Source organism: Paraburkholderia sp. BL18I3N2 (assembly GCF_003001875.1).
Taxonomy (GTDB): Bacteria; Pseudomonadota; Gammaproteobacteria; order Burkholderiales; family Burkholderiaceae; genus Paraburkholderia; species Paraburkholderia phytofirmans.
Window position 1 is genome coordinate 37,376 of the sequence record NZ_PVNC01000028.1, and the last position, 20,769, is coordinate 58,144.

At 62.0% G+C, this 20,769-nt stretch carries 18 protein-coding genes and 2 pseudogenes; 11 read left to right on the forward strand and 9 right to left on the reverse strand.

The window, feature by feature from the left end; translation table 11 throughout:
- Positions 1–215: 215 nt before the first annotated feature.
- Positions 216–1,163 (reverse strand): lyase, encoded by a 948-nt coding sequence (locus tag B0G75_RS36635; protein WP_258194890.1) that lies wholly within the window; start codon positions 1,161–1,163, stop codon positions 216–218.
- Positions 1,164–1,710: 547 nt separating this feature from the next.
- Here B0G75_RS36635 and B0G75_RS36640 point away from each other — a divergent pair.
- Positions 1,711–3,240 (forward strand): CYTH and CHAD domain-containing protein, encoded by a 1,530-nt coding sequence (locus B0G75_RS36640; RefSeq protein WP_106314610.1) that lies wholly within the window; start codon positions 1,711–1,713, stop codon positions 3,238–3,240.
- Positions 3,241–3,316: 76 nt separating this feature from the next.
- Here the strand turns inward: B0G75_RS36640 and B0G75_RS36645 are convergent, their stop codons facing one another.
- Entirely contained in the window at positions 3,317–3,664 is a 348-nt protein-coding gene (locus B0G75_RS36645) for a hypothetical protein (protein WP_106314611.1), read from the reverse strand.
- Between the two features lie 770 nt (positions 3,665–4,434).
- Between B0G75_RS36645 and B0G75_RS36650 the strand changes: the two genes are divergently transcribed.
- The 8 genes and pseudogenes from B0G75_RS36650 to B0G75_RS36685 all read left to right on the forward strand — a co-directional run bounded on the left by B0G75_RS36650 (position 4,435) and on the right by B0G75_RS36685 (position 13,233).
- Complete coding sequence (locus B0G75_RS36650; RefSeq protein ID WP_258194164.1) at positions 4,435–4,800, forward strand: hypothetical protein; 366 nt, start codon at positions 4,435–4,437, stop codon at positions 4,798–4,800.
- 574 nt (positions 4,801–5,374) lie between these two features.
- On the forward strand, positions 5,375–6,508 hold the full coding sequence (gene coxB, locus B0G75_RS36655; RefSeq protein ID WP_106286239.1) for a cytochrome c oxidase subunit II: 1,134 nt from the start codon (positions 5,375–5,377) through the stop codon (positions 6,506–6,508).
- Positions 6,505–9,147: a cytochrome c oxidase subunit I gene (gene ctaD, locus B0G75_RS36660; protein WP_106314612.1), complete on the forward strand. Its 2,643-nt coding sequence runs from the start codon at positions 6,505–6,507 to the stop codon at positions 9,145–9,147. The genes coxB and ctaD overlap by 4 nt, the downstream gene beginning before the upstream one ends.
- A gap of 11 nt (positions 9,148–9,158) precedes the next feature.
- Positions 9,159–9,488: a hypothetical protein gene (locus B0G75_RS36665; protein WP_106286263.1), complete on the forward strand. Its 330-nt coding sequence runs from the start codon at positions 9,159–9,161 to the stop codon at positions 9,486–9,488.
- A gap of 44 nt (positions 9,489–9,532) precedes the next feature.
- Positions 9,533–10,444, forward strand: coding sequence for a cytochrome c oxidase assembly protein (locus B0G75_RS36670; protein WP_258194891.1), 912 nt, complete (start codon positions 9,533–9,535; stop codon positions 10,442–10,444).
- Positions 10,441–11,859 carry a cytochrome c gene (locus B0G75_RS36675; RefSeq protein ID WP_258194165.1) on the forward strand — a complete coding sequence of 473 codons (1,419 nt, stop codon included), beginning with the start codon at positions 10,441–10,443 and terminating at the stop codon, positions 11,857–11,859. The genes B0G75_RS36670 and B0G75_RS36675 overlap by 4 nt, the downstream gene beginning before the upstream one ends.
- A 63-nt stretch (positions 11,860–11,922) precedes the next feature.
- A pseudogene (locus tag B0G75_RS36680) lies at positions 11,923–12,530 on the forward strand (ferritin-like domain-containing protein).
- 160 nt (positions 12,531–12,690) lie between these two features.
- Positions 12,691–13,233 carry a DUF4142 domain-containing protein gene (locus B0G75_RS36685; protein ID WP_106314614.1) on the forward strand — a complete coding sequence of 181 codons (543 nt, stop codon included), beginning with the start codon at positions 12,691–12,693 and terminating at the stop codon, positions 13,231–13,233.
- 68 nt (positions 13,234–13,301) lie between these two features.
- Here the strand turns inward: B0G75_RS36685 and B0G75_RS36690 are convergent, their stop codons facing one another.
- The gene (locus B0G75_RS36690; protein ID WP_106314615.1) at positions 13,302–13,883 is read right to left on the reverse strand and encodes a hemerythrin domain-containing protein; all 582 of its coding nucleotides are present in this window, start codon (positions 13,881–13,883) and stop codon (positions 13,302–13,304) included.
- Positions 13,884–13,976: 93 nt separating this feature from the next.
- Positions 13,977–14,507: a CinA family protein gene (locus B0G75_RS36695; protein ID WP_106314626.1), complete on the reverse strand. Its 531-nt coding sequence runs from the start codon at positions 14,505–14,507 to the stop codon at positions 13,977–13,979.
- Between the two features lie 263 nt (positions 14,508–14,770).
- Between B0G75_RS36695 and B0G75_RS36700 the strand changes: the two are divergent.
- Positions 14,771–15,611 (forward strand): annotated as a pseudogene (locus B0G75_RS36700) (zinc-binding dehydrogenase); the annotation flags it as partial.
- Positions 15,612–15,716: 105 nt separating this feature from the next.
- Here B0G75_RS36700 and B0G75_RS42120 read toward each other — a convergent pair.
- Positions 15,717–15,938 (reverse strand): hypothetical protein, encoded by a 222-nt coding sequence (locus tag B0G75_RS42120; protein ID WP_181309434.1) that lies wholly within the window; start codon positions 15,936–15,938, stop codon positions 15,717–15,719.
- A 226-nt stretch (positions 15,939–16,164) separates the two neighbouring features.
- On the opposite strand from B0G75_RS42120, the gene B0G75_RS36705 reads away from it, so the two are divergent.
- Positions 16,165–16,452 carry a hypothetical protein gene (locus B0G75_RS36705; RefSeq protein WP_106314616.1) on the forward strand — a complete coding sequence of 96 codons (288 nt, stop codon included), beginning with the start codon at positions 16,165–16,167 and terminating at the stop codon, positions 16,450–16,452.
- Between the two features lie 175 nt (positions 16,453–16,627).
- On the opposite strand, the gene B0G75_RS36710 is transcribed toward B0G75_RS36705, so the two are convergent.
- The 4 genes from B0G75_RS36710 to B0G75_RS36725 all read right to left on the reverse strand — a co-directional run bounded on the left by B0G75_RS36710 (position 16,628) and on the right by B0G75_RS36725 (position 20,769).
- Positions 16,628–17,050, reverse strand: coding sequence for an NUDIX domain-containing protein (locus B0G75_RS36710; RefSeq protein ID WP_308705949.1), 423 nt, complete (start codon positions 17,048–17,050; stop codon positions 16,628–16,630).
- Between the two features lie 440 nt (positions 17,051–17,490).
- Positions 17,491–19,134 (reverse strand): GMC family oxidoreductase, encoded by a 1,644-nt coding sequence (locus B0G75_RS36715; RefSeq protein ID WP_106314617.1) that lies wholly within the window; start codon positions 19,132–19,134, stop codon positions 17,491–17,493.
- Entirely contained in the window at positions 19,124–19,789 is a 666-nt protein-coding gene (locus B0G75_RS36720; RefSeq protein ID WP_106286248.1) for a gluconate 2-dehydrogenase subunit 3 family protein, read from the reverse strand. Before B0G75_RS36720 ends, B0G75_RS36715 begins: the two co-directional genes overlap by 11 nt.
- A complete protein-coding gene (locus tag B0G75_RS36725) occupies positions 19,786–20,769 on the reverse strand; it encodes a hypothetical protein (RefSeq protein ID WP_106314618.1) in 984 nt (327 codons plus the stop codon). Before B0G75_RS36725 ends, B0G75_RS36720 begins: the two co-directional genes overlap by 4 nt.

The window sequence follows — 20,769 nt, forward strand, 5'->3', positions numbered from 1 at the left end:
GCCTCCACGATCCCCGGCGGCAGCTCTGTCCTCTGTTGTGCCTTAACCCGAGCGTGGCTCGTGCCTCATGGTCCCGCTGAACGGATTTTTGCCCCTGTTCGTGGATTTGCCGCAGCGTCATGCCACCAGGGGGCCCTTCAGTTTGTCTGGATCGGCATCGGGATCGGAATCCTCTGTCATGGAGTTGCCTGGAGACGGTAACGGTCGCTGGGGCGTCACTTGCTGCCGACAACCGCTGCGCCGGACCGGTAGCGCAGCAAGTGATCCGTACCAGACTCGGACAGCCAGACTTCTCCCGGCCGGCCCATCATCTGGCGTACGTTCGCGTGTGGGCGCGGCAGCGCAAACATCTCGAACCGTTCCGTTTGTGGGTCGAAGCGCACCAGCGCGTTAGCGCTCCATTCGCTGAGCCAGACGATGTCCTTGTCGTCGACGAATATCGCATACACATGCGGATCGGAGCCCGGCAGTTTCCATTCGCGCCACCGATGCGCCGCCGCGTCGAACACTCCCACCTTTCCTGCGTTCCACTCGCTGATCCAGACGCGTCCTTTTGAATCGGACCATACCCGGCGCGCTCCCTGTTCTGGTGTTGGCGGCTCGATGACTTGCGCCGCGCCGCTCTGCGGATCGATGCGGCCGAGGTAGCTGCCAGCTAGTGAAGCGAAGTACAAGCTGCCGTCAGGGGTGACACAGATTCCATAGGCACCCGGCCCGCGCGGCGCATCAAACACGCGCATGCTGCCGCTTGCTGGGTCAAGCTCACCATAGATTCCGCCTTGTCCGGTAAACCACAGGTGCCCGCGTTTGTCAAAAACGGCCGTGTTCAGGTTGGCGTTCTGTCGGTCTTTGGGCAACGGGAAGCGCGCGACAGCGAGTGTCTTCGAATCGACGCGGACGATCGCGTTCAGCCCGCCGTCGGTAATCCACGCTGCTCCATCCGGACCGACGATCACGCCGTGCGGCGCCGATCCGTTGCCGAGCGGGACCCGCTCCGTCTTGCCGCTGTGCGGGTCCAGCCTTCCGACTTCGCCTTGCGCCTGCGCGGTGTACCAGACGGCGCCGCCAGGCTCTGGCGCGACATCGTGCGGTGCGCTGCCGGAGGGGACGGCGAACGAGTCGAACGAAGTGGACTGAGCCTGCACTGAACCAATTGCTAACATCGCGCCAACAAGAACCGACGCAAAATTTTGGAAGAACCGGGACTCGCGGATTTCCTTCACCGTCGCTGAAGCCGCTGCATTTGCGATGTGAATCACGTCCGCCTCCGTAACCAGAATTGGTTGCACACTGGTGCCAGCTTATTGTAGGCACTAACCGGAAGAATTCTCGCGTTGGGTGTGGCCAAGGCGTGTGGCAGGCATTCGGCTGCGATTACCAGGTGGCTCGGTGGCCGCTGACGCAACAACAATACTGTTCTAGTTCGTGCGAGCCAAGGCCCGGCCGCGCGCGCGGTGTCAGTCCTATGGAGGCGAATATGTGAATTCGGCCAGTTTCGGCCTTTGGCCCAACCATCCGCACAGACGTTCGAACGGCGGCTTTACCCCGGACCGCGGTCCAGGTAAGCGCAGCGTTCGGTTCTCGTTGAAGACGATGCGCGACGTCTGGCATCGAGAGTCACGCATCGCGCTCGCCAGCGAGCCGGCCCCCGACGTGCAATCCAGCGGTTTCGGTGTAGCCTGATAGTCAGGTAGGGAAATCGGAGGCGGTATGGAACGAGAGTTAAAGCTGCGAGTCCCGATCGAAGATTTCGACAAATTGCGTAGAGCGCCCTTGCTTGCGCAATCGAAAAGCGCGGCCCATGCCTCCCAGCTATTAACAAGCACGTATTTCGATACGCCCGAGCTTGCCTTCCACTGGTGCAAGGCTTCGCTGCGCGTGCGTGCCGTGGGCAACGAGCGACTTCAGACGTTGAAACTGGAAGGATCGGTGCAGGCGGGCCTGTTCGACAGGGACGAGTTCGAGATGCCGGTCGATAGCGACACGCCCGATCTGAAACTGCTGCAGGACCAGATGCCCGCTGATACCGACTGCGGCAGGTTGATCCGTGACGAGGCTGCTGCCGCCCGCTTGCAGCCCGTATTTGTCACGCGGATCAAGCGATCCACTATTCCGCTGCGCTTACCGTCTGGAGACCAACTCGACGTTGCACTCGACGAGGGGACCATCGACGCTGACTCTGGCTCGGTGCCGATCGCGGCTCTGGAACTGGAGCTGAAACACGGCCAGGCGGAGAGCCTGTTCGGTGTCGCGCTCGAGTTGCTGGAAACCGTGCCGCTACGCATCGACCACCTCAGCAAGGCCGATCTCGGCTACGAACTGCTCGTGGCGGAGCACAGCGACGCGGTCAAGGCCCAACCGGTGCATCTGACCAAGCGTGATTCGGTCGAGGACGCGTTCTGCAGTATCGCGCGCAACTGTCTGGATCAGGTCCACGCGAACGAACGTGGCGTCGTTTCTGGCCACGATCCGTCGAGCGTCCATCAGATGCGCGCGGGGCTCCGCCGGCTGCGCTCGGCCCTCGACCTGTTTGCAAAGGTGATTCCGGCTTATTCCGGCCTCGACGAGGAACTGCGCTGGATTGCATCGGAGCTCGGCGCCGCGCGTGATTGGGAAGTGCTTGCGGGATCGACGCTTGAACATGCGGCGGCAAACGGGAACGCGGACGAAATCCTGCCTGTCCGGCAGGCGTGCGAGCAGATCGCCGTCAACAAGCGGCAGCGGGCGGCAGCCGCAGTCGAGTCGGTTCGCTATACCCGGCTGGTTCTCCAACTCGCGGTCTCGTTGGACCGAAAGGGATGGCAAGACGGGATGTCCGACAAGCAGCGCCAGCGGATTGGCAGGCCCGTCGGGCAGTTCGCCGCGGAAGTCGTGCGCCGCCGGCACGGGCAACTTATCAAACGTGGCAAGCGGCTCGCCGATCTCGACGATCACCGTCGCCATCGCGCCCGCATTGCGGCGAAGAAAGTTCGATACGCGACCGAGTTCTTCGCGTCGCTGTTTGCGAGGCGTGCCGTCCGGCATTATGTCGATGCATTGGCCGCACTCCAGGATGATCTCGGCTGGCGAAACGATGCCGTTGTCGCCGACCAGCTTCTGAAGCTGCTGCCACGAGCATCGCCCGAAGCGGCACCGGGTGCGGCCTTCGCGCGAGGTTATCTTGCTTCACGCGTCGCCGCCGATCATCCGGCATTGAAGAAGCGGTGGAAAGGTTTCAGGCGCCTTTCGCCACCGCACTGAGCAAGCCTGCGCCCCAAGGAAAAACTTCGCTTCCCGGCTTGAGGAAGCTGGACGCTTTCGACAGGCAGAGGCTTGCTCAACCATGCGTTGATCGTTGCTCTGGCTTTTTACTACGAGTCGTGTCGTCCGTCTCGCGCAGCGCCGCGTTTGCCGTGACCAACAATGCCGCATCATGATCACGCAGCACTGCGTCGACTGCGTCGAAGGCGTTCTTTAGCTCCTTCTGCCCAGTTTTCGTTGCATTGCCCCCTTCGAAAATGGCATCAGCTTCCTTCTTCAACCGCCTTACGAGTTTCGCAGCAAACCGGCTATCGAGCGAGCTGTTCTGGATGAACTCCTTGATCTGTATTGTTAACGCCGTCAACGCCTGTTCAGTTGTTTCATTCGAGTCGCTGGCATCGACAGACAACGATTTCTTTCCCATCAACATTCTCCAAAGTGTATTTACTCTCGGCGGGCAGCGGCGAAGAGAAAGCGCAAAGTTGCGAATCGGATGCCCAAGAGTACCACCCTCATGAATTCGAGCGATCACTGCCTCGGTTTGTGTCCGCCTCGTCTCTCGACGAATCCATGAAACTGAAGATCGCCGGTCACGCGCGCCCCCGGCATTTACCCCAGCAAGTAGGTGGGAGTTTCCCCTTGGCGCGATAACGGCCTGACTTCGGTCGTTCGGTCTTAAGCAGGCCGAAAGTCCGTTCGGGGTGTGCGCCGTGAAAAGGTGGCGCTTTCCAGTGGGTGCAAGTCCCACCCGGCAACCGCTTCACCCGGAAGCAACCGGAGCAGTCATGGAGGTAACGAAGTGGCTGAAGCCTTCGGGTAAGCGTGTCACGAATTGGTGACAGCGCGAGTGTGCAGGCCGTAACGCGAGTGAACGCTGAGCAAACCTCGAAAAGGACGATGCGCAGGCCGACCCGGCAACCCTATCGGGGAAGGCTGATACGACTGGGTGAATGAGCAGGCTGGACGCCCAGTCGCTGCGCCGGGGTAGTGGCGACAGCATGTACACAAGGAAAGCGTACGCAACACGGGAAGTCCCTCGGCGTGGTCAGGGATGACCAACCGGACACCCGTGAGGGACAGGCCGGGCGCCTTGGGATGACGGAGAGGCCCGTAGTACCGGTGAAGCGGGTAATGCCGGTGGAGGGAAGGGGCCTCAGTTCAAGACAGACGCAATACGTAGTGAGGACGCGGAGGTTGGGCAACCTATCAACTCCGATTCGTGTTCAGAAGCTGCAGACGGCGTTACACGCGAAAGTGAAGGCAGAAGCTGGGTACCGCTTCTACGCGCTGTACGACAAGATCTATCGTGAGGATGTGCTGGCGCATGCGTACGCCCAGTGCCGCTCTAACAAGGGCGCGCCGGGTGTCGACCGACAGGACTTCGCGGAGGTCGAAGCGCACGGGGTGCAGAAGTGGCTCGGCGAACTGGCGCTTGCGATTGATTGGCGCGTTCACAGGGGTCTCCTGGCGGCTCCCTCGGAAGCGCGTTTATCCACAACTGCTCAGCCAGCGAGCGGGGCGCGCCTCGCGGTCCGATTACCGACCCTATCGCTCGTTTGAACAGGGAGGTCGCATCTCCGGCAGCGGCGAAAAAACTTCAACGCTGCGTGTAAAAGCCGGCCGGCATTTCGCCGTTACGTCCTTTACGACCGCGGCGTGATGCGCACTCGAAGTTGCGCATCTGGCCGGCCTCGAGGCCGCAATGCCATGATGGTCAAGGTGAAACGTAGCGGCGGCGAAGTGCGCGTGCCACGGCGGTTGTGCCGGTTTCCAGTGGGAATGCCGGTTGCTGTGCCGACAGCGTGCATCAGGTCCGTAACGTAAGGCACGATTCTGGCCATGCGTTCGGTAGTGACTTCAAAACAGCGGGAGACAGACAGTGAACACGAGAAGACAGACGTTGTTAGCTGCAGCGCTTTTGATCACAGTATCCGCCCTATGCGGCGGGTGTAACCGTTCCAACGATTCGACAAACGATCACTCCCCGAGCAGTATGCAAGCAGCCAGCGGGCCGCAGGTCACGGCGCCCGCCACCGCCGCGAGCGATCACCCCGCAGGCGCAAGCCAGTAGGTCCCGGTTCGTTGCAGCGAGAGGCGCGTATATGGGCATCTAACCATACGGGTAACTGATCGAATGAAGCGATCTTCGAACCGTCGCGCCGGCGTCAACACCAGGCTCGGTGCAGGGGCCTCAGGGCTCGTTTGCCATGCAACCGCGAAGCGCGCGCGTCTACATTTCCTTGCGGCCGTTGGCATCTCGGCCGCAGTGCCGAACGTGGCCGGAGCCAGTGCCCCTGTGCAGCAAAGTGCCACGCAACCCGCCGGCGTGCAGGCGCAGCACATCGCTCAACTATGGAATCTTTCGCTGGTCGTCTGCGGGGTCGTATTTGCTCTGGTGCTTCTCGCGACCCTCGTAGCGTTGAAACGCAATCGTGACCGGGACGGGCAAGGACCGCCCATGCGGGCCCCTGACCTGGCTTCGCTCACGCAGCCGGAAGTCCGTACGCGACGCCTCGTCATTGGTGTGAGCATGTTGTCGGTCATCGTCCTTGTTGGACTCATCGTCGCAGACGTGCTCACGGATCGCGCGCTGTCGATGCTGCCCGTGGACAAGCCCGTACGGATTGAGATGGTGGGAGCGCAATGGTGGTGGCAGGTCTCGTACCCAGCCGGAGCCGGACAGCCGGGTTTTGTCACTGCAAACGAGCTGCACGTGCCGGTTGGCCGTCCCGTCATCGTCTCATTGCAGGCAAGCGATGTGATCCACAGTTTCTGGGTGCCGAGCTTGCATGGCAAGAAGGATATGCTTCCGGGCATCGACACCACTATCGAATTTCGCGCTGACCGGGAAGGCGTGTACCGCGGTCAGTGTGCGGAGTTCTGCGGCGTAGAGCATGCGCTCATGGCCATGCTCGTAGTTGCCGACCCGCCCGAGCGCTATGCGGCTTGGATCGCGCAGCAGTCCCAGCCCGCCGCTCAGACAACGGACACCGTCACACTGCATGGCCGCGAAACGTTCGAACGCGCGAGTTGTGCAAATTGCCATACCGTTCGCGGCACTGGCGCATCCGGCACGAACGGCCCGGACCTGACTCACCTGATGAGTAGAAAGACGATTGCCGCGGGCGTTCTGACCAATACGCCGCAAAATCTTGCCGCGTGGATACGCAATCCGAATGCACAGAAACCGGGTACGACGATGCCGGCGGTTCCGCTTTCTGAAGCTGACCGCCTCGCGGTCGTCCGATGGCTTGCGACCCTCCAATGAGCACCACAGAAACATACCATGACCCCGAAGCCCGCTGGCAGGTGAAAGACGGCCCGGACGCGGGCGAAGGCGCGCCCGCCGCGCTTGCGCGGACCTGGCGCGATCCGCGCGGCGTGGCCGGATGGTTTAGCGCGATCGACCATAAGAGCATCGCACGGCGTTTCATGGTCACCACATTTGTCTTCTTCCTGCTGGCGGGGTTGATGGCGCTCGTCATGCGCGCACAACTGGCGCGCCCAGCGAGCCGCCTCGTCGGCCCGGATATGTACGACCAGCTCTTTACGGTTCACGGCACCGCAATGATGTTCCTGTTCGCCGTGCCGGTAATGCAGGCGGTGGCGATGTACCTGATTCCACTGCTAATCGGTGCGCGCAGCGTTGCGTTCCCACGCATGAACGCCTACGCCTACTGGATGTTTCTCTTTGGTGGCCTCACCTTGTTCATCGCATTCGGGCTCGGTGCCGGACCGCGCTCGGGATGGTTCAGTTACGTGCCGCTCGCAGGCCCGGACTACGCAACCGGCAAGGGCAGCGATATCTGGGCGCAGATGATCACGTTTACCGAACTGTCCTCGCTGCTCGTTGCAATCGTGCTGATCACGACGATCCTGAAGATGCGTGCACCGGGCATGTCGCTCAATCGCTTGCCGCTTTTCGCGTGGGCCACGCTCGTTACGCAGTTCATGGTGCTTTTCGCGATGCCGGCGGTGATGCTGGCAAGCACCGCGCTGATTCTCGACCGCCTCGTCGGCACGCAGTTCTACAATCCGGCGCTCGGCGGCGACGTCCTGTTGTGGCAGCACCTGTTCTGGTTCTTCGGCCATCCCGAGGTCTACCTGATTTTCATACCGGCACTTGGTTTCATGTCGTCGATCATCGAGACGTTCGCGCGCCGTCCGATCTTCGGCTATTCTGCGATGGTCCTATCCCTGATCGCGACGGCGTTCCTCGCGTTTGGACTGTGGGTTCACCACATGTTCGCGACAGCCGTTCCCGACCTTGGCAAGACCTTCTTCACGGCGGCAAGCGTGCTGATCGCGGTGCCGTCGGGCGTTCAGATCTATTGCTGGCTGGCTACGCTGCTCACGGGGCGGCTGCACTTGAAACCGCCACTCCTGTTCGTTCTCGCATTCTTTTTTATTCTCGTGCTCGGCGGGCTGACAGGCATCATGCTCGGCGCGGTGCCACTCGATCTGCAGGTGCACGATACGTATTTTGTCGTGGCCCACCTGCATTACGTCCTGCTCGGCGGCGCCGTATTCCCGCTATTCGGTGCTTTCCACTACTGGTTTCCGAAATTCACTGGCCGCATGCTCGGGGAACGGCTGGCGCGCTGGCAATTCTGGCTGTTCTTCAGCGGCTTCAATGTCGCATTTTTTCCGATGCATCTGCTCGGTTTGCACGGCATGCCTCGTCGCGTGTGGACCTATCCGGAAGGTATGGGTTGGGACGGCATGAACCTGATCGCGACCGTCGGGGCATACACGATTGCGCTAAGCGTCCTGCTTTTCATTGTGAACGTGGCCACGAGCCTGCGTCGGGGCGCGCGCGCCGGGAATAATCCGTGGGGAGCGGGCACGCTCGAGTGGAGTGTGCCGAGTGCACCGCCGCCGCATAACTTCGACGCGCTGCCCGTGGTGCGCGGTCGCGCGCCGCTGTGGGAGGGGTACAGTGGGCGGGGCGGCGTGGCCGGGCTCGCAGTCCATGCGCGTGAAGTGCTAACCACTACCGCGTTGGACGCGGTGCCGGACACGCGGCCTCTTTTCCCGGGCCCGTCGATCTGGCCTTTCCTGAGTGCGGTCGCTACGACGGTGTTTTTTATCGGCTCGATATTTACGCCGTCCGCCGTGTGGTGGGGAACGGTGCCGGTCGCGGTGACGATGATCGTCTGGTTCTGGCCCAGCCGGCGGGAGAATCGCGTTGCGCGTGCGCTCGAACGCTGGCCCGAACCTGGTCCCGAGCACAAAGCGACACGACAAACGCGCCCTGCGAACGCGCGCAACAGTACGTCGGAACGCGGCAGCAGGGGGGAGCGCAAAGCGGTCGAAGTAGTCGACGTGCGAGCACTCCCCAGCTTCGGCTTCAGTCATCGCAGCCTGATGTGGTGGGCCACTGCGGGGCTAATGCTGATTGAAGGCACCGTCTTTGCCATGGCAATCGGCATGTACTTCTATCTGCGTATGGTGAACGCGGCATGGCCTCTGCACGCGCCGCCCCCTTCGCTTACGTGGGGGACGATCAACACCGCACTGCTTGTCGCGAGCCTTTGGCCGAACCAGTTTGCGAAAAATGCGGCGCAACAGGGGCAGCGTGAGAAAGCGCGCTCGTGGCTGCTTGTCTGTCTAGCGTTCGCGCTCGCGTTTCTCGTGGTGCGGGGATTCGAGTTTTCCGCGCTGAATGTCATCTGGTACGCCAATGCGTACGGGTCAATTGTCTGGGTGCTGCTCGGGTTGCACACCACACACCTGATTACCGACACCGTGGACACAGCCGTGCTCACCGCGCTGCTCTACACAGGCCCGTTCGAAAAACGCAGGCTGCTCGACACGAGCGAGAACGCGGTCTACTGGTATTTCGTCGTGCTGACTTGGCTACCCATTTACGCAGTCATTTATCTCGTGCCACGGGTGCATCTATGAAACGCGCCGACATGTCCGTCTGGCCAGGTCTCCTGGCCGCGCCGGTGGCGGTGCTCGGCGCGCAGAGCATCAACTACGCTCTCGTGCAGGTGGCGTGCAGGACCGGCAGCCACGTGGCGCTTGATGCGGTAAGCGCGGCCGGCTTCCTGTTCTGCGTTGCAGCGGCGTGGCTCGCCTATCGCCGCTGGCGCGCTGCTGCAAGCGTGCCCGCCGCGAACTATGTCTCGCATGGCGCCCGTCGGCCGTTTTTTGCGCTCATGGCGATGGCCGTGGCCGCGCTGTGCGCGCTGATCCAGTTGATGATGTGGTTTCCACAATGGCTCCTGTCACCCTGCCGATGAGGGCGGCGTACCGCGCGGCATGCCGCATCGCCGCGCCTGCCGCCATGCTGCTACACCCTTCGCCGACGTGGGCGCATGTGCTTACCGACGCGGAGAAAGCAGCGCCGTCGTTCGGCTGGTCGTTCGACGCATGGGTTGCTGTGCTCCTGTTTGTCAGTACGGCCGCCTACGCGAGCGGCTATCTTCGGTTGTTGCGGCGCGGTTCGCGGCGCAGCCGCTCGCGGCGGACCTGGCACGCCGGCGCATTCGCGACCGGGACGCTCGCCCTGATATTCGCGTTGTGCTCCCCGCTCGACAGGCTTTCCGCAGCGCTTTTTTCCGCGCACATGGTCCAGCATGAAACGATGATGCTGATTGCCGCACCGCTTCTCGTGCTCGGGCGCCCGCTCGGTGTATGGATCTGGTCTCTGCCGCGAGCGGGACGCCGCTGGGTTGGGCGGTCGGTGCTGGCACCCACGTTCGCGCGCGTCTGGCGCCGCATCACATCACCGCTCGCGGGATGGATGCTGCATGCCGCAGCGCTGTGGGGCTGGCATGCGCCGGCGCTGTTCGAGGCCGCCCTCGCGCAACCGTGGATACATACGCTGCAGCATACGAGCTTCATGCTGAGCGCGCTGGTTTTCTGGTGGACCGTATTCGGCGAAGGCGTGTCCCGTCGATCAGGCGGCCATGCAATGCTGTCCGTCTTCACGACCATGGTCCATACCAGCGCGCTCGGCGCGTTGATCGCGCTCGCGCCAGGCCTGTGGTATCCGTCTTACGTCGAGCCCACCAGTGCGCTCGGCTTCGATCCGTTACACGACCAGCAGGCGGGTGGGCTCATCATGTGGGTGCCGGGCGCGGCGGCTTATCTGATTGGCGGCCTGACGATTGGGATGCGATGGCTGCGCGGCTATGAGCCGCCACGAGCCCGCGCGGAATCCGCCGCGGCCTTGTCGGGGGAGAGCGCGCAATGAGCGCACTACCTACATTGCGCAGATGTGCGGCAAGCCGGTCATCGCAGATACTGGCCGTCATACCGTTCATGCTGGCAGTCGTTTGGCCAGCTTCGGCATTGCACGACGTGTACGGTGAGGAAGCGTCAGCCGCGCGCATGACCGGTGCGGCAGGTAAGAGTGCGGCCTCCGGCCCCGCAGCCGCTTTGCCGACGCTCGCAATGACACAGTCCGACGCTGCGATGCTCGCCCGCGGAGCGTATGTCGCCAAAGCCGGCGATTGCGCGGGTTGCCACACAGCGACCCAAGGCGGTGCGCCGTACGCGGGCGGCCTCGGCATCAGTTCGCCATTTGGCACCATCGAGTCGACCAACATCACGCCCGACCCCCGTTTCGGAATCGGCGCATACAGTTACGACGACTTTTCGCGCGTCTTGCGCAAAGGCATTGCACGCGGCGGCAAGCGGCTCTATCCGGCCATGCCGTACACGGCCTACGCGAAGATGGACGAAGCCGATCTGCGGGCACTCTACGCGTTCATGATGCACGGCGTTGCGCCGGTGCCGAAGCCCAACATCAAGTCAGATGTCTCCTTTCCATTCAACCAGCGTTGGGGCCTGTGGATCTGGCAGATGGCCTTCGTGCCTGACAAGCCTTATGAGCCGCGTGCCGCCCATGACGCACAGTGGAATCGCGGAGCCTATCTGGTGCAATCCCTCGGACATTGCGGCAGTTGTCACACGCCGCGCGGCGCGGCGTACCAGGAAAGCGGGACCGACGAATCGTCGGCAAATTTTCTGACCGGCAGCGTCAATGACCATTGGTTCGCGCCGAATCTTACCGGTGACCGCGGCTCAGGCTTGGGTCGCTGGCAGGCGAACGAAATTGCCGCGTTTCTGAAGACGGGACATGCTGACGGTAACGTCGCCTACGGCAGCATGGTCCAGCAAATCGAGGACAGTTCGCAATATCTCACGGACGACGATCTGCTTGCCATCGGCCGCTATCTCAAGTCATTGCCGCCGCGCGGGGCCTCGGGTACTTACGCGCCGCGCGAGGACGCTGCGCGCAAACCAATCAACGGCAGCCGGGTGCCGGACACGCTATCGGTGGGCTTCAATGTGTATCGATCGTTTTGCGCGCAGTGTCATGGCGCGGCGGGCGAGGGGGTGCGCAACGCTTTTCCCGCTCTTGCGGGCAATTCGTCAGTGCTCGCGGAGGACACGACGTCGCTGATTCGCCTCATGGTGGAAGGTGGCAATAGCCCTTCGACGCTGACCGGGCCGCGGCGCCAGCAGATGCCGCGTTTCGCCGGGACGCTGGCCGACGTGCAGATCGCCCAGGTGCTGACTTACATTCGCGGCGCGTGGGGCAACAACGCACAGCAGCTCACTGCGAACGACGTCAGTTCGCTGCGGGACAAACTGCACAAATAGCGTTCTGCAAAGGGGGATGGGCATTGAATCGCCGCCCTCTTTTGCGGCCAGCGGGCACTGCCGTTGCGCCGTGACAGGCTCCGCTCACCGTATGAGGAGTGCACCGTCGCACAGCGCAAGACCATCGATGATCTGTTTGTCCACATACTTTCCGATATCTATAGTGCGGAAAAGCAGTTGACCAATGCCCTGGCTAAGCTGTCAAGCGCCGCTTCCGATCCGCAACTGGTGAAGCGCTCAAGCTTTACCTTGAAGAAACGCGAGGGCAGGTGGAACGGATCGATCAGGTTGTTGAGACGTGCAACATCCGTTTGAAGCGAATGAAGTGCGTGGCAATGGAAGGATTGATCGAGGAAGGTCAGGAACTGATCGACGAGATCGAGAAAGGGCCGGTCCTGGACGCGGGGCTCGTGGCCGCGGCGCAGAAGGTCGAGCATTACGAAATCGCTGCATACGGCAGTCTTTGCGCTATCGGTAAGCAACTTCGTTTCGCCGAGGGGGTGAAGCTGCTCGAGGCAACGCTCGAGGAAGAAAAGGCGACTGATCTGAAGTTGAGTGAGTTTGCCGAAAGGGCGGGTAACGCGAATGCCTCGCAGCAGGACGGCGAAGATGAAACCACACGAAAGAGCAGCAGTAAGTCGAAGGCTGGCCACGCGAAAGCTGAGGCCTGAACGAGCGTAGAGCGACCTCGGACTGCGGAGCGCGCGAGTGCTCCGCGGCCACTGATACCCTTTGCAAAATTCCAGCGATTCACGCACAGCGGTTCAGGGTATGTGGCTTGCTGCGACGATGCCGAGTCGTCCGTCATCCTGAACACATCAAGAGGGTTCCATGAAAAAAGCATTTGTTGTCACATTCACTTCCAGTATTCTCTGCCTCGCGGGTCCTGCCGCTTTGGCCCAGACGCAAGCCGCATCGACCACCGCCGCTAATCAGCTGCCGCAGGTGGACAAGGATTTCGTGCAGGCCGCGACAATGTCTTCGTCAACCGAGATTGACGCCTCAAAGCTCGCGACCAGCACGTCGACCGATAAAGACGTGAAGTCGTTTGCTCATCATATGATGATGGACCACACCAAGCTGACGCTTCAGTTAAAGATGGCGGCGCCGCATGGTGTAGAAGTTCCCAAGGACAATTCCGATACGGCGGTGCTGGACTCCCTGAAGCCGCTGAAAGGCAAAGCTTTCGACCAGGCGTACATCCAGAAGGTGGGCCTCGAGGGGCACAAGGCGGCGGTAGCGGCGTTCGAGAAGGAAGCCGAGCAAGGGCAGAACGCGGACCTCAAGGCAGCTGCGAAGAAGGCCTTGCCGACCATCAAGGAGCATTACAAAATGGCGCAGGATCTGGCCGCGAAGAAAGGTGTAACCGAGTAACCGGACGCTTCTGTGGCGAGCCTTCTGAGTGGGGCGCGGGCGGAGGTGCACGCGCCGCACCATGCTGTCTACCGGACCGATCGCGCGCTACTGCGCAAACAGCGCGAGCCCATCAAAATCAGCAAGGCGCCCATGCCGAGCGTTGCCAATGGAAAGGTCCCGGCAGTGTTGATGGCAATTTCGCCAGGGCGCTGCGCAAGCAACTGCATCCGCCGCCGCGTCATGCTAGCCCCCAGAGTACGCAGTTCGCTCTTAAGCGCCCGCTCGGCAGCGGGTAGCAACACGGCTTCTTCATCAGCGACGTGATGAATAACTTCACGCATCAATTGAAAAAACGAGCTGTCGTAGGCTGAGTCATCGGGCTTCATCTCTCGAAGTTTGCGGATCATTTTCCGCATTTTGTCGTGCTCAGGCTGGCTCTTGCGCAGCGTATCGTCGTCTGGCAAAACGCGGGCAATGGCGGGATAAAAGATTTCTTCTTCGAGTTGTGCATGAATCTCCAACGCGGCGCAGGTCGAAGAGACGATAGCGCGCTTGCGCCAGCCCAGACTATCCGGATGATACCGATGAAATGCCGCAAGGGCATGCATATGGTCCAGGCGAATCATGGAAGTGATGGTGGGCGACATTGAGAGGTTACCTGATGGCATGTTTTTTCCAGATCAAGGTCAGAGTGCATTGCCGGACGGCCCGCTTGTCGACGGCGAAGGCCGCGAATGCCCTCCCGAAAAAGGGCTTGCTGATCAACACGATCCCTCCGGATGCCGACCTCGGCTTACGAGCGGAAGCTGGTTGAAATAATGTTCAATACGTGACAGCGCATAGAGTGCGGCGGCTGAGCGAACGTCATTGCGCTCGCCGCGAAACCGGCGGGTTTCTGAAAAGGTCACGATAGCTTCTTCGCGCGTGCGGAATGACCAGGCAAAACATTGCGTGCCCGCAGGCGGATCGCCTTCAGGAACCTCGTCGGCCACGCCCGTGTTCGACACCGCTACATCTGCGCAGCAACCTTCCTGGCAAAGCGCACCTTCTGCCATTTCTTTTGCAACTTCCTCGCTGGTCAGCCCGTAGTCACGGATCGTGGTTGCTTTTACACCGAGGAATCCGACCTTGCCCGAAGGGGAGTAGCTGATGAACCCCACATCCAGACAGGAGCCGCTGCCGGGCACCGTTGCGAGATACGACGCAATTTGACCTGCCGTGCAGGATTCAGCAGTGGCGAGTCTGAGGCCACGCGACGACAGGAACGATACGGCTGATTCTGGAATTTTCATCGTGCCCCCGACCATTGTCTCCACACGCGTCTTGGCGCAATTTGCGGACCACCTACCAAAGCAAAGGCAGCAGGCTTTCTTTGATTCTGTGGCTGCCAGGCATAGCGCATGCGCGTCAACGATAGACAGGGCTCGGCGAGGGGAAGCAGGATCAGGCGGCGGATCACTCGGCGCCCCATGCATGCGCTTCACGAGATTCGCCTCTCTCGCACATTATTGCCGGTTCTACGGAAGCTGCTTATGCGCAGCTTGCGGGCATGGCGAACAAGGAGAAAGCCGATAAGGTCTTCGGTCATACCACCGCCGGACTTTTTGGCTACTCGCATCTGACCAGAGGCTATCCCGGCGGGCAGGCGGAATATGTTCGCGTTCCGATGGCAGACACTACACACGTCAAGATTCCGGAGGGACTCACCGACGAGCAGGTCCTGTTTCTCGGTGACATTTTCCCAACTGGGTGGCAGGCCGCGCTGAACCGCGATATTCAGCCTGACGACACCGTTGCCATCGGGGGCGCGGGACCGGTCGGGCAGATGGCGATTCGTAGTGCGATCCTGCTGGGTGCAAAGCAGGTGGTCGTGATCGACCGTGTGCCTGAGCGACTCGCCATGGCGCAAGCGAGCGGGGCAGTCACGATCAACTTCGATCAGGAAAGCGTCCTTGATCGCCTCAAGGACCTCACGCAGGGAAAAGGTCCGGAAAAGTGCATCGACGCGGTCGGCACAGAATCGCACGCTACGCGCTCGTTCGACGCCGTGTACGACAGGGTCAAGCAAGCGGTGATGCTGGAGACAGATCGCCCGCATGTGCTGCGTGAAATGATCTACGTGTGCCGCCCTGCAGGTACGCTCTCGGTGCCGGGTGTGTATGGCGGACTGATCGACAAAATCCCGTTCGGCGCTTCGATGAACAAGGGGCTGACCTGGGAAGATGGGGCAGACCCACGTCGACCGGTGGACCGACGATCTGCTCAAACGCATACAGGAAGGTCAGATCGATCCTTCTTTTGTTGTTACTTACACAGTGTCGCTGGAAGATGGTCCTGGCATGTACCAAACATTCCGCGACAAGGAGGACGGTTGCATCAAGGTGGTACTCAAACCGTCGTGCGAGCGGACAGCAGGCGCGATCGAGGGACGATGCAATGCGACCGGAACCCGCGCGCTGAACGAGACGATTGAATTGAATCGACGAAATAGCGATTCAAGTTCAAAGCAAAAGTCCACGCATTGCAGGAATACCGCTTGCAGCGCCATCCGTCATGCAACGAACGCACCGCGCGCGACGCTTACGCAGCGTGCCGGGCACGAAGGTGTCCACGTGGTCGGAAAGATCGGTGAGCACGTGCGCGATTTGAAAACCGGCGACCGCGTCGTCATTCCGTCGACGGTGGCATGCGGCTATCGCTGTGGCGATTTGCAACGCGTTCAAGATCGCGTCCGGGGTCGAACATCCGCGCCAGATTTACGGGCTGTCTAACGGTGACATCCTTGTGGGGGTCGGGCGCGCATGCGCCTGTCGTGACCGGCTTCGTGCAATGGCGCAACGCCCGTACCTGTGCGAGGCATGCCCAATGCTCACTTAACGGGCGACGCCGTGCGCACGTTCCTTACTTACCAAGGCAGGCCTGCGGCTATAACGAACAGGAGCTAATGCCATGAACCGCAGACTGAATTACGCCGCCGCCGTCCTTTGTATTGCCGCCATGGCGGCAGCCGGAGCAGGCTGCAAACGTGCAGGTAACGAGAGCGGTAAGGTTTCTTCAATGGATGCCGCCAGCAGCGGTGTGATAAGCAACTCCGCGGCGCCGAACGGCACGGATAGTAGCGACGCCGCGAAACGTGCCAACGCTTCCGCCGGTTCGGCGGCAAGCAGCGTTGGCCCTGCCGGCAGCGAGGCGACGGTGAATCAGTCGCCGACCGCGCAGCCCTCCAGTTCGCAATAGCGCTGCGCCGGCTCTGTGCTTCAGGTTGCCAGATGGCGCGCGGCGTCCAGGTGCCGCTCACTTGAGCGCCGGGTGGGCGCAGCGCCGAATGAAGAGGGCCACGATTTCGCGAGTCGGAACGCTCGCCGGCAAAGTGGCAATCTTTAGAGGGGTGAACCATCCACACGCCGCAATTTCATTGCTGGCGCGGGCTGGCACATCCGGCGCCAATTCGGCGAGAAAAACATAATGCCGTTTGGCGAGCCCGCCGAACTGAAAAGAGATAGTCGAGACTCAGCGGGCTAATCGACGGCTCTTCCACCAATTCCCGACGGCACGCTTCGGCCGGGGTCTCGGACACGGTTCGCTTGCCGCCGGGCAATGACCACCTGGTCACTCGCGAGGAGTGCTCGCGAGCGACGAGTAGTATGCGCCTGTCACGAATGCATATGGCGGTCGATCTGTCTTCCATGGCTTCTCGTATTTGGGTCCGCTGTACATGAATGGCCGGGTAGTTCCATAGCGAGCCAGGACTTCTCTGTCCGCCGGTCGCGCGACGCAGTCGACAGGCGGCTGGATGCGAAAAAAATGCCCACCTCGCTGGGTGGGCGGCGCGCATGCGAACCCCGCAAATCCGGTGCGGTAGAACCTGCGCACCGTCCCCAACTTTTAAGCTCGTTTCGAAAGTCCCGCCTGCCAGTCCGAGTTGCCGCGCCAGGCAATCAGTGATTCAAAGCAGACCAAACGACTTGCGATTAACTGCCTGTCCGCGACCGCTGTTCCCGGCACCCGCGAAATGTCTGATTGGATTCGGAACGCTACGATTGAAGACCGGAAATACCGGTTGCAAGAGCGGATACGTACTGTCCCATCTGCAAAGCAGGCCGAATCATGTGGAAACCGATCCCACTATCGTGAACTGGTTGTCGGTGTCGGACATGTATCAACTCCCCGTATCGGTGGGCGGCTGCTGTGGGCATCGCGGAGCGACGCACGCATCACACCGGCAATCGAGCAACCGGTATTCCTGGCGTAAACCAGCGCGCCGTCGGCCACTTCCTACAGTTCGCCGCGCGCAGCGAGTTCGACGATACGGTCGGCGGTCCGGCAGGCTATGGCCTGGATTGTCAGCGAAGGATTCACGCCGCCCACGGTCGGAAACACTGAACCGTCGCAGACCCACAAGTTCGGGATATCCCAACTGCGGCAGTCGGCGTTGACCACGCTCGTCGACGGATGCGCGCCCATGCGCGCCGTGCCGTTGAGGTGGCACGTGTCGTCGGTTTCGCGCCAGATGTCGATGCCGCCAGCTGCCGCGAGCGCCTGTTCCATGAAGTTCAGCGAGTGCGTGATCAGCCGCTTGTCGTTGTCGCACATCGAATACGTTACGCGCGCGACGGGCAGACCGTACTGGTCTTTCTCATCGGCGAGCGTTACGCGGTTGCGTTCCTGCGGCAACATCTCGCCGACTATCTTCAGACCGGCCTGATGGTTATACTTTTGCATCTCGCGGGTCAGTGCATCGCCCCACAAACCGCGCCCGTTCTGCACGCTCGCCCAGGCAACAGGCAGCGGCCCCTGGCTCATATACGAGTAACCGCCGAAGAAGTCTTTACCCGTGTCCTTGTAGTTCCAGTGTTCGGTAATGGCGAGCGAAGGCGGTCCCTTGTACCAGCGGATTTCTTCGTCGAAGGTGCCGTAGACGGCCTGATTCGACTGCGCCATCAGGTTCTTGCCGACAAGCCCCGAGCTATTCGCGAGACCGTCCGGATAGCGTCCGTTCGCCGACATCAGCAACAGGCGCGGTGTTTCGATCGCGTAGCCCGCCACCACCACGTTTTTCGCGCGCTGGAATTGCCAGCGTCCTTCGCGCAGATATTCCACGCCGGTAACAAGGCCTGCGTCGTTGGTGGCAATTCGACCCACCATTGCCAGATCGCGTATCTCGGCGCCGGCGTTCACCGCGCGTGGAATCCACGTGACGAGCGCGCTTTGCTTGGCATTGGTCGCGCATCCCGACGTGCAGAATCCGCGATAGACGCAGGGATGGGCCTTCCCACGCGGCGCGGATAGTGTTGCGAGCGGCGTCGCGGTCCAGTCGATACCCAGCGCCTGCGCGCCGCGCGCGAGCACGAGCGCCGCGGCATTCAGTTCGTGCGCGCGATACGGATAGCGCGGGCGCTTCGGTCCCCACGGGTAGTTGACCGGCCCGGAAATCTTCAATGCGTCTTCGACCTGTGTGTAATAGCGCCACATCTCCTGCCAGTCGAGCGGCCAGTCGGCGCCATAACCGAGCACGCTGCGCGACTTGAACCACTCCGGTCGAAAGCGCAGCGACACCATTGCAAAGTGCACCGTGCTGCCGCCAACCGCTTTGCCGCTGTTGTTATTGCCGAGCTTGAGCGGGTTTTCGCCGTCGCAGATGCGCTCGTCGGTCCAGTAGAGCTTGGACTGGTGGTGTTCGTCAGAGGCGAATTCTTCGAGTGGGCGCCACCACGCGCCGGCATCGAATGCGACGACGCTAATGCCCTGTTCCGCCAGCCGGCAGGCGAGCGCGCCGCCGCCCGCGCCGGTGCCGACAATCGCGAAATCGACTTCCTCGCCGTTCGGATATTCGCGCATGGGTATCCAGCCGCCGCGCTCGAACACATCGGGAGCGCGCCCGTTCGTGCCACGTGGATGATGTTGCGCTTCATCGAGCACGCTGGTTCTCCTTACGGGCTTTGTCCGTGTCGCCGGGTTTGGCCTCGGCGGCCTCCCACGGGTCGCGGCGGTCGTAGTAAAGGCGCACGTAGCCCCGCGGATTCGCCGGCCCGCCAAAGCCCATTTCGCTCCACGCGTGGGGGTGTGCGTAGTACATGCCGCAGATATCGTGCAGCAGACGTTCGGCGAAGAACACGGCGGCGGGCATGCCGTTCCACGCGTCGCCGGTCAGCTCGCCGCGTTGCATCGAGTCGAGCAGTGCGTGCTGACCCGGCTTGTCGAGGCTGCCGAACGGCAGACCGTGACGCGCGCGGCTTTCCACATCGAGCGCGGCAAGGCCCGTGCGCCACGCCTGCTGCAGCGGCGGCAGACGTGCGTCGCGATACCCGTCGCCGGTATTTTGCGCGAGCTTTGCATCGAGCAGCTGCGCAAGCGGCACCACCGGCTGCGCATTCGCCTGCGGCACGATGCACGCGCACACGGCGCACACCGCCAGCCATTCGACGGCGTTAAAGAAATGCGGCTCGGCGGGCGTGGCGAGCCGCTGCGCGATCACTGCGCGAGTGGCCTCGTCCCACGACGGCGTGTCGCGTTTGTCGAGCACGTCGTAGCCCGGATAGCGGGTGGCTCTCTTCGCGTGCCTGGTATCGTTCATGTTTCTCTCTCCCTCAAACGCAAAGCGGCGAGACCGGCCAGTGCCAAGGCCGAGAAGCTGGGTGGCGCGGGCAACGGCGGTCCGCTGAAGATGTTCTGGCTCCAGTTGCGCCAGCCGCCTTGCCGGCGCGCGATGCCGCGCGCGTGAAAGCCCGCGCCGACGAAACCGAGCGCCGTGGTAGCGCGCAACCAGAAGCGTGTGAACCAGCGCTCGCGCGGCACGGCGAGCGCGGCCTGGGCAAGCAGCACGGCGGCGAGTGGCGGCACCGAGACGGGTGCATACATTGCGCGATGCTGGAACGCGCCGCGAAAATGCAGCAGCGCGGCCTCACCCGCTGTGCCGATCAACCCCGCGCTGACCAGCAGACCAAGCGCGCGCCCGGCCTGCGTGCCGAACAATTGCGGATCGTGCGTCGGCTCGTCGCGCAGTTGTTCCGCCACCGCGCCCAGCGCGCCGGAGAGCAACAGCGCCATTGGCGCACCTAGCGGCGCGGCATGAAAGAGGTTGTTCCAGCTCCAGCCGCCGGGCCGCTTCGTCACGTTGTAAAGATGAAAACCGGTACCTGCTATGCCCGCGGCGGCGGCCGCCAGATAGATGGCATGACGCACCTGATGCGTCTGCTGCCGGTGATCGCGGCCGCCATGCAGACCGGCCAGCAAGGACAGCGTGCCGGAGACGAGCGGCGTGAACATCGCCGGATTGTCGAACGATCCGCGATAGTGCTCCATGGCGCTGTCGGCGAGCACCGAGAGCGCGAGCAGCGCGGAACTGTGATTGAAACGCTGAGCAGCGGCGATATGCGCTCGAACACGCGGTGTCCGCAGCGCGGGCGATCGGACGGGTCTCGCGAACGCGTCCCTGATTGCACCGATCTCCTGCGTGCCAGCCGTTTCGTGCTTCGCCGGACGCAACGCCAGCGCCGCCACGGCGGTCACGCCGGCGACCGCGTACAGCAGGCCCGCAAGTCGTTGAGAGGTCAT

Excerpts from the sequence above, each read along its gene's own strand:
- B0G75_RS36635 (WP_258194890.1), bottom strand. The coding sequence starts at position 1,163 with ATGTTAGCAATTGGTTCAGTGCAGGCTCAGTCCACTTCGTTCGACTCG.
- B0G75_RS36640 (WP_106314610.1), top strand. The coding sequence starts at position 1,711 with ATGGAACGAGAGTTAAAGCTGCGAGTCCCGATCGAAGATTTCGACAAA.
- B0G75_RS36645 (WP_106314611.1), bottom strand. The coding sequence starts at position 3,664 with ATGGGAAAGAAATCGTTGTCTGTCGATGCCAGCGACTCGAATGAAACA.
- coxB (WP_106286239.1), top strand. The coding sequence starts at position 5,375 with ATGAAGCGATCTTCGAACCGTCGCGCCGGCGTCAACACCAGGCTCGGT.
- ctaD (WP_106314612.1), top strand. The coding sequence starts at position 6,505 with ATGAGCACCACAGAAACATACCATGACCCCGAAGCCCGCTGGCAGGTG.
- B0G75_RS36665 (WP_106286263.1), top strand. The coding sequence starts at position 9,159 with ATGTCCGTCTGGCCAGGTCTCCTGGCCGCGCCGGTGGCGGTGCTCGGC.
- B0G75_RS36670 (WP_258194891.1), top strand. The coding sequence starts at position 9,533 with ATGCTGCTACACCCTTCGCCGACGTGGGCGCATGTGCTTACCGACGCG.
- B0G75_RS36675 (WP_258194165.1), top strand. The coding sequence starts at position 10,441 with ATGAGCGCACTACCTACATTGCGCAGATGTGCGGCAAGCCGGTCATCG.
- B0G75_RS36685 (WP_106314614.1), top strand. The coding sequence starts at position 12,691 with ATGAAAAAAGCATTTGTTGTCACATTCACTTCCAGTATTCTCTGCCTC.
- B0G75_RS36690 (WP_106314615.1), bottom strand. The coding sequence starts at position 13,883 with ATGCCATCAGGTAACCTCTCAATGTCGCCCACCATCACTTCCATGATT.
- B0G75_RS36695 (WP_106314626.1), bottom strand. The coding sequence starts at position 14,507 with ATGAAAATTCCAGAATCAGCCGTATCGTTCCTGTCGTCGCGTGGCCTC.
- B0G75_RS36705 (WP_106314616.1), top strand. The coding sequence starts at position 16,165 with ATGAACCGCAGACTGAATTACGCCGCCGCCGTCCTTTGTATTGCCGCC.
- B0G75_RS36710 (WP_308705949.1), bottom strand. The coding sequence starts at position 17,050 with ATGCGCGCCGCCCACCCAGCGAGGTGGGCATTTTTTTCGCATCCAGCC.
- B0G75_RS36720 (WP_106286248.1), bottom strand. The coding sequence starts at position 19,789 with ATGAACGATACCAGGCACGCGAAGAGAGCCACCCGCTATCCGGGCTAC.
- B0G75_RS36725 (WP_106314618.1), bottom strand. The coding sequence starts at position 20,769 with ATGACCTCTCAACGACTTGCGGGCCTGCTGTACGCGGTCGCCGGCGTG.